We start from the raw sequence: 12464 nt of genomic DNA, 5'->3' as shown, positions 1-12464 counted from the left end.
GAATATCCCGGAGACGGCGGGTACGGGGAAACGCGAGATGAACGCGGAAACTTCCCACGACGCCGAGCCGTTCCTGCCGGACTCCCCGGCCGGGCGCTCCGATCTGGACGCGCTGCGCCGCGCCGCGGCCGGGTGCCGGGGCTGCGGGCTCTACGAGAACGCCACCCAGACGGTGTTCGGCGAGGGCTCGTCCGGCGGACGGGTCGTGCTCGTCGGCGAGCAGCCCGGCGACCAGGAGGACCGCCAGGGCCACCCGTTCGTCGGCCCCGCCGGACGCGTCCTGGACCGCGCGCTGGAGGAGGCGGGGATCGAGCGCGGCGACGTCTACGTCACCAACGCCGTCAAGCACTTCAAGTTCAAGCGGCCGGCCGGGGCGGCGGGAACACCGGGGAAGCGGCGCATCCACGAGACGCCGAACGCGGGCGAGATGCGCGCGTGCCGGCCCTGGCTGCTGGCCGAGCTGCGGACCCTGGACCCGGACGTGGTCGTCGTGCTCGGCGCGACCGCCGGCAAGGCGCTGCTGGGCTCGTCGTTCCGGGTGACGAAGCTGCGCGGGCGGCTGCTCGCGCTCCCCGACCTGGAGACGATCGGCACCCCCGCCGCCGGGCGGGAGATCGACGAGACCCCGCCGGGCGACGCGGACGCGCAGGTCGTCGCGACGATCCACCCGTCCGCCGTCCTGCGCGCCGAGGACCGCGACGCCATGTACGCCGGTCTGGTCGACGACCTCAAGGTCGCCGCTCAGGCCCTCCGCTGACCCCGCCTCAGGTCAGCTCGGCTTGGGCGGTGCGGGTGTCGTACCGCAGGAGCGCGGGGACGAGCAGGGCGACCGCGACCACCAGGACGGCGCAGGCGATGCCGCCGCCCACCCAGGACGCGGTGGCGCCGGCGACGCTCGCGACCGCCCCCGCCCGCACGTCGCCGAGCCGGGGACCGCCCGCGACGACGACGGTGAACACGCCCTGGAGGCGGCCGCGCATCTCGTCGGGCGCGTACGTCTGGAGCATCGTCTGGCGGAACACCGACGACACCAGGTCGGCGCCGCCGCCGACGGCGAGCAGCAGCACCGCCAGCCACAGCTGGTGCGCGAGGCCCGCGGCGGCCACGGCGAGGCCCCACACGACGATCGACGCCACCAGCGCGACCCCCTGCCGGTGCACGCGGCCGATCCAGCCGGAGATCAGCCCGCCGAGGAACGCGCCGACCGCGATCGCGGCGAACAGGTAGCCGACCGCGCCCTCGCCGCCGAACCGGGTCTCGGCCAGTTCGGGGAACAGCGCGCGCGGCATCGCGACGCCCATCGCGATGATGTCGACGACGAACGACATCAGCAGCACCGGCTGGGTGCCGAGGTAGCGCAGCCCGTCGATCACCGACCGCAGCCCGGGCGTGCCGGCGACGTCGCCGAGCGGCGGGATCGACGGCAGCCGCAGCGCCGCCCACAGCCCGACGGTGAACAGCACCGCGTCCATCCCGTAGGCGGCGCCGTAGCTCCAGCGGGCGAGGATCACGCCGGCGAACAGCGGTCCGGCGAGCATCCCGACCTGGCTGGCGGTGAAGTTCAGCGTGTTGGCGGCCGGGACGAGGGACTTGTCCACCAGCCGCGGGATGATCGCGCTGCGGGTCGGCGACGACACCGCGAACCCGGTCGCCTGCACCGCCACCACCACCATGATCAGCAGGAGGCTGTCCAGGTGCAGCAGCGCCTGGACGAGCAGCAGCAGTGTGGCGCCCCACATCACGCAGGACGAGGAGAACAGCAGCTTGCGCCGGTCCATGTGGTCGGCGACCGCGCCGCCCCACAGGCCGAACACGATCAGCGGGACGAGGTTGACGAGCCCGAGCACGCCGACCCAGAACGACGACCCGGTCATGTCGTAGACCTGGACCGGCACCGCCACCGCCGTGACCTGGAAGCCGACGAACGACACGCCCTGCCCGAGCCACAGCCGCCGGTACGGGGGGTGGCCGAGGGGGCGGGTGTCGATCGCGAGCCGCCGGACCATGCCGCGGCCGCGCCTCCCCGACGGGGAGCCGGCTCGCGGCTCTCCCGGTTCCTCCGGTTCCTCGGGTTCCTCCGGTTCCTCGGGTTCCTCCGGTTCCTCCGGTTCCTCGGGTCGGCTCTCGGGCTCGTCGGCGGACGCGTCGGGGGCGTCCGCGGCCCCCTCACCCGGGGTGTCAGGAGCGTAGGCGGGGGATGGCTGCTGTTCCGATGTCACGGAGACAGTCTCTCCGTCACCCACCTCCCGGCCGCGTCCGGGTCCGCGTCCAGGGGGCGGCCCTGATCGTCCAGCGCCGTCCGGCGGTACCGGATGCGGTCGTGCAGCCGGTCGCGCCTCCCCTGCCAGAACTCGATGCTCTCCGGGACGATCCGGAACCCGCCCCAGAAGTCCGGCAGCGGCACCGCGTCCCCCTCCGCGACCGCGTCGCCGCCCGGCTCGGTGGCCGGATCCGGCCACCGCTCGGCGAGCTCGGCGAACCGCCGCTCCAGCACCGACCGGTCCGCGATCACCCCGGACTGGTGCTCGCTCGCCCACGCGCCGATCCGCGACCCGTAGGGCCGGGTCCGGAAGTACGCCTCCGACTCGTCCGGGGACAGGGCGAAGACCGGGCCGGCGACGCGCACCTGCCGGTGCATCGCGTGCCACGGGAAGACGAGCGCCGCGCGCGGGTTCTCCGCCAGGTCGCGGCCCTTGGCGGAGGTGAGGTTGGTGAAGAAGCGGAAGCCGTGCGGCCCGTACCCCTTCAGCAGCACCGTCCGGGCGCTCGGGACGCCGTCCGCGGACGCCGTGGCCAGCACCATCGCGTTCGGTTCCGGGAGCCCGGCGGCGTGCACGTCGGCGAACCACGCGGCGAACAGCGCGAGCGGATCGGCGGGGAGGGCCGCCTCCGCCAGCTCGCCGCCCTCGTAGGACCTGCGGAGCCGTGCGGGGTCGGGTGTTGGGGAATCCACAGCGTCCGAGCCTCTCACCTGGGGATTGTGCATCTCACATGGACCTGGGTACTGGGCGGTAAGGCGGACAGGGTTCAATGGCACGACACCGCCTTATCAACAGTTGGGGACGAAAGGCAGGACGACATGTCCGACTTCAAACCCGGTCTTGAGGGGGTCGTCGCCTTCGAGACCGAGATCGCCGAACCGGACAAGGAGGGCGGCGCCCTCCGCTACCGGGGCGTCGACATCGAGGAGCTCGTCGGCCGCGTCTCCTTCGGCGACGCCTGGGGACTCCTGGTCGACGACAGCTTCGACCCGGGCCTGGCCCCCGCCGACCCGCACGTCCTGCCGGTCACCTCCGGCGACGTCCGGGTGGACGTGCAGAGCGCGCTCCCCACCCTCGCCCCCGCCTACGGGATGAGGCCGCTGCTCGACATCTCCGACGAGCAGGCCCGCGCCGACCTCGCCCGGGTGTCGGTGACCGCGCTGTCGTTCGTCGCCCAGTCGGCGCGCGGCATCGGCGTCCCGATGGTGCCGCAGAGCCGGATCGACGAGGCCTCGACCATCACCGAGCGGTTCATGGTCCGCTGGCGCGGTGAGCCCGACCCGAAGCACGTCCGGGCCATCGACGCGTACTGGGTCTCCGCCGCCGAGCACGGCATGAACGCCTCCACCTTCACCGCCCGCGTCATCGCCTCCACCGGCGCCGACGTGGCGGCGAGCATCTCCGGCGCGATCGGCGCCATGTCGGGCCCGCTGCACGGCGGCGCCCCGGCCCGCGTCCTGCCGATGATCGAGAAGGTCGAGCAGCTCGGCGACGCCCGCAAGGTCGTCACCGACATCCTCGACTCCGGCGACCGGCTGATGGGCTTCGGCCACCGCGTGTACCGCGCCGAGGACCCGCGCGCCCGGGTGCTGCGCCGCACCGCCAAGGAGCTGGACGCGCCGCGCTTCGAGGCCGCGAAGGCCCTGGAGGACGCCGCCCTCGCCGAGCTGCGCGAGCGCCGCCCCGACCGCCCGATCGAGACGAACGTGGAGTTCTGGGCCGCGGTCATCCTGGACTTCGCCGAGGTCCCGACCGCGATGATGCCCGCGATGTTCACCTGCGGCCGGACCGCCGGGTGGGCCGCGCACATCCTGGAGCAGAAGCGCACCGGCCGCCTCGTCCGGCCGAGCGCCCGGTACGTCGGGCCGGGCACCCGGTCGATCGACGACGTCGCCGGAGCGGCGGAGGTCCTCAAGCGCGGTGCTTGATCGCACGGCCGGCTGACGCGCCGGTCCCCCCTCCCCCCCGCTGAACGCGCCTGAGGCCCCCGGTTCACACGGAACCGGGGGCCTTCGTGCGCCCTCGGCGGGCTCGTGCGGGCTCATGCGCCCCTGGGCGGGCTTCGCGCCCTCAGCGGGACGGCTCGGACGGCGCGCCGTCGCCCGCCGGGCAGTCCGCGCGGGCCTGGTGGCCGGTGACGAGCCGCCCGCAAACCTCCTCGACCTCGACGGCGCCGTCCGGGCGGACGGTGGCGAGCAGGACGGGCTTGTCCGGCACCACGTGGCCGTCGGCGCGGCCGGTGAACGCGAGGACGCCGCTCGCCCCGTTCCACAGCGGGCCGTCGCCCGGGTCGTCCAGCGCCGCGAACACGCCGCCCGCGGTCGGCGGCGCCGCCTGCGCGGTGAAGACCTGCCCCGCCACGAACCCGATCATCGAGGCGGCGTCGTAGCTGACGGCGGCGCGGGTCTCCGACGGCCGCAGGTCGCGGGGCGCGTTCTTCCCGATGATCGAGTCGACGGCGCCGGGATAGGCGTTGAAGAACACGTTCCGGCGGTCGCCGACCCACGCGCTCGTCCACGCCTCGTGCGCGGCGAGCGGCATGTAGAACAGCCGGAACGTGGCGACCCGGCCGATCTGCGGCGCGTTGTCGCTGACGTACTTGGCGATCTCGTCGTCGGCCAGGACGAGCTGCCCGCTGGGGCAGGTGTGCTGGAGGACGTCGGTGAAGGTGCGGAACTCGTCCGAGCGTCCCGCGTAGTAGAACAGGTCCGGCGGCTTCTGGCACAGCTCGTGGACGGTCTTGCCGAGGTTCCCCGGGCTGTCGTAGTCGCGGACGACGACCCGCCCGCCCTTCACGTATCCGGTGAAGGCGCTCTTGAAGGACGCGGCCAGGTCCCTGCTGTACAGGTCGTGGGGGTCGGCGTTGTAGATGACGTCCACGGTGCGGGCCCGCTCGCCCCCGACCCGCCCGCGGCTCGCCCAGTAGGCGGCGTGCTGCGCCAGCCGCCGGTTGGGTGGCGCGAGGCGGAAGTAGTACGGGGAGAAGCCCGCGTCGTGGCCGAGCATCCCCGTCTCGTTGTAGCTGTTGGCGGTGCCGACCATCGGCAGCGCGGCCGTCGACAGCACCTTGATCGCGTCCTGGGTCTCGGCCCGGCTCTGCTCGAATCCGACGACCGCGACGACGGACCGGTCCTTCAGCGCCAGGTCGCGGATCTGCCCGGCGACCTGCCGGGCGTGCTGGAAGCGGGCGCCCGCGTTCGCGACGAGCACCCGCATCCGCAGGCTCTGGCTGGCCGCGTTGAACTCCTCCTGCGCCATCGCCAGGCCGACCAGCTCGCCCTCGGCGCCGGCGAGCAGGTCGAGCTGCCGGTTCTGGATGGCGGGGTCGGCGGTGATCGGGCCGAGGTAGACGATCGTCGCGTGCGGCTTGCCGGACCGCGCCACCGCGTCGTTCTGCCTCTTCAGCCGCCCGAGCACCGACGACAGCCGGTTGTCGTTGTTCTCGCCGTCGCTGGCCTCGCCGAACTTGAACGACCCGTCGGTGATCCCGATGCACTCGCCGGACGCCGTCCGCTTGATGCCGAACGGCGAGCAGTACCGGTCGACCTGGACGGAGATGACGGTGATCGACGCGGCGGCGACCGCGACCATCGCGATCCACGGCAGCGCCGGATGCGTCAGCCGCGGCCGCCGCCGCACCGGCCGGACGGGCGGGATGTCGCCGCCGGGGTCGCGGGTGATGTCGACGCGCAGTTCCCGCCGCGACCCGAGGACGCCCACGCGCCGCTGCTCGCGCCAGTACCGGTCCCACAGCGCGCGCGCCGCGAACACGCTCTGCGGCTCCCCCGACCACAGGTCGACGCGGACCGCCTGCGCGAGCCGGTCCACCAGCCGGGGCCCGGCCGCGGCGGAAGGGCCGTCCTCGGCGGGCGTGGCCGGGTCGACGCCCGCGGTGACGACCAGCGGATCGAAGCCGGGCGGCGCCGCGCCGTCGCCACTGTCGGCGCGGACGTGCTCGATGGACTCGATCACCCGCACGCCGGGATGCCCGGGCGCCAGATGCTCGAAGATCAGCACCGGGTAGCGGACCCGCGCCCACGCCGCCCGCCGGTAGTCGCGCCGGTAGTTGCGCCGCAGGTCCTCCAGGAACGCGGCGACCAGCAGCAGGTCGAGCTGCTCGGCGTGGTCGTCCGGCTCGACGGGCCGCGGGTCGAACACGTTGAGGGCGAAGCCGAGGAAGCCGGTGGAGTCGCGCTGCAGGTACGGCTGCCCGACGAACCAGCCGAACCGCCGCACCCCGTACCAGCCGCGCGTCCGCGCGACGATCTGCACCGTCACGAACGCCAGCCCGACCACGGCCGCCAGCACCGCGGACGCCAGGTCCAGCGCGGCGGCGGTCCCGGCGCTGATCAGCGCGACGACCGCGACGCCGATCGGTGCGATCTGCTCCAGGAACGACAGGAACGTCGCGGTGCGGCTGCGCGGCTCCTCCAGGTCGCGCAGGACGTCCCGGCCCCGCCGCCGGATCACCCGGTTCAGCTCGCGGCGCCGCGCGTTCTCGTTGTCGCCGACGGGCGGGTGCGTGAGCCGCCGGACGAGCTGGAAGTTCTCCCGCTCCGACGGGGAGGCGTACCGGGGCGGCGACTGGTCGCCGGCCAGCCGGATCTCCCGCAGGTCCCGCAGCCACAGCGCCATCTCCAGCAGCGGGAACCGCAGCGCCGGCTCCCCGCGGGCCCGGCTGCTCGGCTGCGACAGCTCCCGCTTCGCCTCGCGCAGCACGCCCGCGACGTCCGTGGCGGGGGTGTCGGCCGCGATGTGCGAGACGGGCGCGCGCTCCTGCTCGCACCGGTTCTTGAACATCTCCGCGACGTGCGCGGCGGGCCCCGCCGGGCCGAGCAGCAGGAGCAGCGGCCGCAACCGCTCCCGCCAGCGCCACGGCGGCCGCTCGCGCAGCCGTTCGAACAGGTCGAGCACTCCGCGCAGCCGATCCTCCGACAGGATCCGGTCGCCGTCGCCCGGCATGGGAAACCCCTCGCTCTCGCCCTCGTCCCCCGGCGGCTCCTCTTCTCGACACGCGTCTCCCGCGCGCGCCCTCGAGACATTGGACGTCGCGTATAGCGAAATGGATCGAAAATTTCCGAGATCCACCCGATGGTCGTGGTAATTCGGCCACCGTCCCCGACCCTGCGGCGTGCCGCGCACCGGGAGCCGTTTGCCATCATGGGCACCGTGACCGAGGACCCAGACGAGCCGCTGGAAGGCGACATCGGACCCGCCGCCCGCGCCGTCCGCCCCGCCGAGCCGGAGCCCGACCCGGCCGACGAGATGCGCCGGTACGCCGCGGAACGCGAGGAACGCCGCCGCCGCACCAACGCCGTCTCCGGCCGCGTCGCCGCCGTCCTCGGCGCCGCGCTGCTCGCGTTCCTCACCTACGACGCCGTCCGCGCCGCCGTGGACGACCACGCCCACGGCCGCGACTGGATCTATCCGCCGGGGGTCGTCGCGGCTGTCTGCGGAGTGATGCTGGTGGCCCTGCTTACCTGGGTCGTACACCGCACCAAGTAGCCTTCTGCGAGTGACCGAAAGCGCGAATCCAGCCATAGCCATTCCCGCCGACATCAAGCCCGCCGACGGCCGCTTCGGATGCGGTCCGTCCAAGGTCCGTCCCGAGCAGCTCGCCGCGCTCGCCGAGTCCGGCTCGACGTACATGGGCACCTCCCACCGGCAGAAGCCGGTCAAGTCCCTCGTCGGCCGGGTCCGCGAGGGCCTGGCGCAGCTGTTCTCCCTCCCCGAGGGCTACGAGGTCCTGCTCAGCAACGGCGGCACCACCGCGTTCTGGGACGCCGCCGCGTTCGGTCTCGTCCGGCAGCGCTCGCAGCACCTGGCGTTCGGTGAGTTCTCCAGCAAGTTCGCCAAGGTCACCACGGGCGCGCCTTGGCTGGGGAACCCGACGGTCATCGAGAGCCCGGCCGGCCAGCACCCGGAGGCGTCCGCCGAGGAGGACGTCGACGTCTACGCGCTCACCCACAACGAGACCTCGACCGGCGTCGCCATGCCGATCAAGCGTCCCGCCGGCACCACCGCGCGCGACGGCCTCGTCCTGGTGGACGCCACGTCCGGCGCCGGCGGCCTGCCCGTCGACGTCACCGAGACCGACGTCTACTACTTCGCGCCGCAGAAGTGCTTCGCGGCCGACGGCGGCCTGTGGGTCGCGCTCGCCTCGCCCGCCGCGCTGGAGCGGATCGACGAGATCGCCTCGTCCGACCGCTACGTGCCGGAGTTCTTCAACCTGAAGACCGTCCGGGACAACTCGTCCAAGGACCAGACCTACAACACCCCGGCCGTCGCCACGCTGATCCTGCTCGCCGAGCAGATCGAGTGGATGAACGGGCAGGGCGGCCTGGACTGGACGACGTCCCGCACCGCCGACTCCTCGCAGCGCCTGTACACCTGGGCCGAGAAGACCTCGTACACGACGCCGTTCGTGACCGACCCCGAGCAGCGCTCGCAGGTCGTCGGCACGATCGACTTCAACGACGACGTCGACGCCGCGGCCGTCGCCAAGGTGCTGCGCGCCAACGGGATCGTCGACACCGAGCCGTACCGCAAGCTCGGCCGCAACCAGCTGCGGATCGGCATGTTCCCGGCGATCGACCCGTCCGACGTCGAAGCCCTCACCGCGTGCATCGACTACGTGGTCGAGCGCCTCTAGTCCCTCGCCGTGAAGCCGTCCCCGGGGCTTCGGCTCCGGGGTCAGGCGACGGGGGTCAGGGCCGGGGAGTCCGGGGTGACCAGGCGGTGCCGGAGGGTGGCGCGGTCGCGGGCGCGGTCGGCCTCGGTGAAGCCCGTCCAGACCCGGTCGTCGTGGTCCGCGGGCCGCGCCGTCGGGACGAAGGAGGCCGCGGCCAGCACCTGCGGCCGGTCGCGGCGCCCGGGCGCGCGCTCGGTGCCGACCCGCATGTAGGTGCCCTCGCGGAGCATGACGATCGTCGCGAACCGGACCCGCGTGTACCGCTGCACCACCCGGAACCAGCGCGGGTTCGACGCCCAGTAGATGTTCTGCTCGGAGTCGACGGCGACGGCGAGCGGGCTCAGCGCGGCCCGCGCCAGGTGCACCTGGGTCGGACGGTCGCGGTCCACCCACGCGAGCGCGGCCCGTCCGACGAGCGCCTCCAGGGCCTCCGTGACCCCGGACGGCTCGCCCCGCCCGGCGAGCACCTGGAGGATCGCCTCGCTGTCGGTCCCGCCGGACGGGGCGGGCGGCCCGAACCGGGCCCGCAGCGCCCCGGCGTCGACGTCGCCGTTGTGCGTCCCGACGATGCCAGCGGACTTCGGTCCCGGCCCGGCGACCAGCATCGGGGCGGCGTTCGCCGCGTCCGCCGGGGACCCCTGCGTCGCCCAGCGGGTGTGGCCCATCGCGACCGGCGCCCGGTCCAGCTCGGCGAGCAGCTCGGTGCGCCAGACGGCGGAGAACCGGCCGCGGCCCTTCACCACCCGGCACCCGTCGTGCGCGAGGCCCGGCCAGCCCCCGAGCAGCGCCACCCCCGCCGAGTCCGTGCCGCGCTCCTCCGCGAGCGAGCCCAAGGTCACGAACACGTCCGACGCCCGTCCCGGGTCGTCGGCGAAGGGCGAGCGCACCACCCCGAACAAACCGCACATGCCAGATGAGATGCAGATCATCGCCGTCCGGTTCGCGCCGCGCACGGCGCCGCATAAGCTCAATGCGTGAACCGCGCGCCCCAATGGCTGCTCCCCACCGTGCTGACCGCGCTGATCCTGGCCGTGGTCATCGGAGCACTGCTGCGTTGACCGCCGGGGCACTCCCGGCTCGCGGGGCGCGTCGTATGATCGACCGGGCGGGGGAACGGGGTTGATCACGAGATGTCAGTGCGTCCGTCGGCCCCGCGTGCCCTGCTCGGCGCCACCACCGCACTGGCCCTCGGCGCCGCCTCCGCCGCCTGCCGGGTCCCGCCCGCCGCGGCCGCGACGGCGTCCGCCGGCACCACGGCCTTCACGATCGGCGACCCGCGGATCACCGAGTCCAGCGGGCTCGCGGCGAGCACGGTGCACCCCGGCATCGTCTACACCCACAACGACTCCGGCGGCGTCCCCAAGATCTACGCGCTGGGCCCGGACGGGCGGGTGCGGGCCGTGCTGACGCTGGGCGGCGCGACGGCGCGCGACTGGGAGGCGATGGCGCTCGGCAAGGACGAGAAGGGCCGTCCCGCGATCTACATGGGCGACATCGGCGACAACCTCGGCGGCGCCTGGCCGTACGTCACCGTCTACCGGATCCCGGAGCCCGCGCAGGTGCGCAGCCAGACGATCCGCGCCACCGCGTTCAGGATCAAGTACGCGGACGGGCCGCGCAACGCCGAGACCCTCATGGTCAACCCGCGCACGAACCGGCTCTACATCGCCAGCAAGCTGTTCGGCGGCGCGATCTACGAGGCGCCGAAGCACCTGCGCACGTCCGGCTACAACGTCATGCACAAGATCGGCAATGCGCCGGCGATCGCGACGGACGGGGCGTTCGCCCCCGATGGCAGCACCTGCGTCATCCGCACCTACTTCGGCGCCCGCATGTACGCCGTGACGCCGGACGGCCGCCCCGGCAAGTCCCTCGGCTCGGTCTCGCTGCCGTTCCAGCCGCAGGGCGAGTCGATCACCTACACGCCCGACGGCAGGTACTTCCTGGCCGGTTCGGAAGGCGTCAAGCAGCCCGTCTACAAGGTCCCGGTGCCGGGCGCGGACAAGGCCGGCGCCTCGCCGTCGGCCTCCGCGAAGACCGCGAAGAAGGCGGCGAAGGACGACGCCGACCAGGGCCACCGCGACGCCGGCGGCGTCCGGACCGGGCTCTTCGTCGCCCTCGCCATCGCCGCCGCCGTCGGCTACGGCCTGTTCCGGAGACGCGGATGACCCGTGCGACCTCCGCGACCGGTGCGGCGCGGGCGGCCGGCCGCGACCTGACCGTCCGGCCACGGTCTGCTCCGCGAACCCCCGAACCTCTGCGAACCCGGCGCCGCGCTTGCGAGAATCCCATCGCGAAGCGAGCCGAAGCGTCCCCCACGTTCGCCCCGTTGCCCGCCGAAGGAGGGCGCCGCATGCCGCAGGGTGACACGCCCCGGAAGCCCCCGACCGGACCGCCGCCGGCGACCGCCGCCAGCGGCCCGAACCCCCGCCACGGCCCGAACCCTCGCCACGGACTGAAGCCCCGCCACGGCTTGAAGCCCGGCCCGCGCGGACCCGAGCGTTGCGATCGCGTGCGAAGCCGAGTTCGAGCTTGCGAGAACTTGATCGCGCAGCGAGCCCCCAGGGCGAGTCGAAGCGATGCGGCGATCGCCGCATTGCCCGTGGAAGGGAGGGCCTCCAAGGCCCGACCGCCGAGGGCAATCCAATGAACACCGAGCTCGTCGGGCTCTCGGGGGCCGGGGGTCGGTGGCGGCCGGTGGCGGCGGGGCCGTTCGCGCTGCTGGCGGTCGCGCTGGCGCTGCTGCCGATCCGGCCCGTGTGGCTGTGGGCGCTGCTGATCGCGGCGGTGTCGGCGTTCCCGTGGCTGCTCGGCGCGGCGCCGGAGGCGCGCCGGCGGCGGCCCCGGCCGTACTGGCGGCTGTCGGCGGCGGGGCTGGAGCGGATCGGCAAGGGCGGGCTGGTGATGGTCCGCTACGAGCGGGACCGCATCGACGGGCTCGCGATCACGACCGGCGACGGCATGCTGACGGTCTTCCACCGGTTCGGGCGGACCGCGGTCGGCGGGCTGACGGCGATGGGACTGGAGCCGCTGGCGCTGTTCGTGACGGCGCGCCGGCTCGGCATCCCGATGCACGTGCTGGACGGCGAGGCGAGCGACCTGCTCGATCCCGCGCTGGACGAGGCGCTGCGGCACCAGGGGCCGGACGGGGACGTGCCCGGTCCCGGCTTCTCGGCGCCCGGGCCGCTGCCGCGCGACCACGCCGCGGAGAAGCGGCTGCTGGACCAGGAGGCGGCGCTGCTCGCGGCCGTCCACGAGCCGCCGCGTCCGAAGGACGGGGCGGGCCGCGCGGCGCCGGAGCGCGGCGAGCTCCGGCTCGACACGCCGGACCCGCTGCCGGGGCGGCGCCGCGTCGCGCTGCTCGGCACGCTCACCGGCGTGCTCGGCGCGATCATGATCGTGCGGATCGCGGTGCAGGGCGCGGGCGGGTTCGAGGCGCGGCTGGCCGCGGGATGCTGGGCGCTCGCCGCGATCACCGGGGTGCTCGCGGCGCGGCGGCGGCTGCTGCGCGC

Annotated in this window: 9 protein-coding genes and 1 pseudogene; 6 read left to right on the top strand and 4 right to left on the bottom strand. The window is 74.1% G+C overall.

Annotated elements, in window-relative coordinates; translation table 11 throughout:
- Positions 1 to 37 precede the first annotated feature (37 nt).
- Positions 38 to 757, top strand: a complete 720-nt coding sequence (locus ABZ914_RS18070; protein WP_500194129.1) for a UdgX family uracil-DNA binding protein — start codon at positions 38 to 40, stop codon at positions 755 to 757.
- Positions 758 to 764: 7 nt separating this feature from the next.
- On the opposite strand, the gene ABZ914_RS18065 is transcribed toward ABZ914_RS18070, so the two are convergent.
- Both ABZ914_RS18065 and pdxH read right to left on the bottom strand, forming a co-directional pair.
- Complete coding sequence (locus ABZ914_RS18065) at positions 765 to 2219, bottom strand: MFS transporter (protein ID WP_500194127.1); 1455 nt, start codon at positions 2217 to 2219, stop codon at positions 765 to 767.
- Complete coding sequence (gene pdxH, locus ABZ914_RS18060) at positions 2216 to 2953, bottom strand: pyridoxamine 5'-phosphate oxidase (protein ID WP_500194126.1); 738 nt, start codon at positions 2951 to 2953, stop codon at positions 2216 to 2218. Before pdxH ends, ABZ914_RS18065 begins: the two co-directional genes overlap by 4 nt.
- Before the next feature lie 126 nt (positions 2954 to 3079).
- On the opposite strand from pdxH, the gene ABZ914_RS18055 reads away from it, so the two are divergent.
- Positions 3080 to 4189 (top strand): citrate synthase 2, encoded by a 1110-nt coding sequence (locus tag ABZ914_RS18055; RefSeq protein WP_190860304.1) that lies wholly within the window; start codon positions 3080 to 3082, stop codon positions 4187 to 4189.
- A gap of 142 nt (positions 4190 to 4331) precedes the next feature.
- Here the strand turns inward: ABZ914_RS18055 and ABZ914_RS18050 are convergent, their stop codons facing one another.
- Entirely contained in the window at positions 4332 to 7223 is a 2892-nt protein-coding gene (locus ABZ914_RS18050) for an ABC transporter substrate-binding protein (protein WP_500194124.1), read from the bottom strand.
- A 207-nt stretch (positions 7224 to 7430) separates the two neighbouring features.
- Here ABZ914_RS18050 and ABZ914_RS18045 point away from each other — a divergent pair, with 207 nt between their 5' ends.
- Both ABZ914_RS18045 and serC read left to right on the top strand, forming a co-directional pair.
- The gene (locus ABZ914_RS18045; protein ID WP_190860300.1) at positions 7431 to 7766 is read left to right on the top strand and encodes a hypothetical protein; all 336 of its coding nucleotides are present in this window, start codon (positions 7431 to 7433) and stop codon (positions 7764 to 7766) included.
- 10 nt (positions 7767 to 7776) lie between these two features.
- Positions 7777 to 8913, top strand: coding sequence for a phosphoserine transaminase (gene serC, locus ABZ914_RS18040; protein ID WP_500194122.1), 1137 nt, complete (start codon positions 7777 to 7779; stop codon positions 8911 to 8913).
- Between the two features lie 41 nt (positions 8914 to 8954).
- Here the strand turns inward: serC and ABZ914_RS18035 are convergent, their stop codons facing one another.
- A complete protein-coding gene (locus ABZ914_RS18035; protein WP_500194121.1) occupies positions 8955 to 9860 on the bottom strand; it encodes a class II glutamine amidotransferase in 906 nt (301 codons plus the stop codon).
- A gap of 222 nt (positions 9861 to 10082) precedes the next feature.
- On the opposite strand from ABZ914_RS18035, the gene ABZ914_RS18030 reads away from it, so the two are divergent.
- Complete coding sequence (locus ABZ914_RS18030) at positions 10083 to 11120, top strand: hypothetical protein (RefSeq protein ID WP_500194120.1); 1038 nt, start codon at positions 10083 to 10085, stop codon at positions 11118 to 11120.
- Between the two features lie 478 nt (positions 11121 to 11598).
- A pseudogene (locus ABZ914_RS18025) lies at positions 11599 to 12464 on the top strand (hypothetical protein); the annotation flags it as partial.

The organism is Spirillospora sp. NPDC046719 (genome assembly GCF_040645715.1).
Classification (GTDB): domain Bacteria; phylum Actinomycetota; class Actinomycetes; order Streptosporangiales; family Streptosporangiaceae; genus Spirillospora.
The sequence above is the reverse complement of the archived record's forward strand: the minus strand, read 5'-3'. Positions and strand labels throughout refer to the sequence as shown.

What these genes read in the sequence shown, in the direction of transcription:
- ABZ914_RS18070 (WP_500194129.1), top strand. Translation starts at nt 38, where the DNA reads ATGAACGCGGAAACTTCCCACGACGCCGAGCCGTTCCTGCCGGACTCC.
- ABZ914_RS18050 (WP_500194124.1), bottom strand. Translation starts at nt 7,223, where the DNA reads ATGCCGGGCGACGGCGACCGGATCCTGTCGGAGGATCGGCTGCGCGGA.
- ABZ914_RS18055 (WP_190860304.1), top strand. Translation starts at nt 3,080, where the DNA reads ATGTCCGACTTCAAACCCGGTCTTGAGGGGGTCGTCGCCTTCGAGACC.
- ABZ914_RS18030 (WP_500194120.1), top strand. Translation starts at nt 10,083, where the DNA reads ATGTCAGTGCGTCCGTCGGCCCCGCGTGCCCTGCTCGGCGCCACCACC.
- ABZ914_RS18035 (WP_500194121.1), bottom strand. Translation starts at nt 9,860, where the DNA reads ATGTGCGGTTTGTTCGGGGTGGTGCGCTCGCCCTTCGCCGACGACCCG.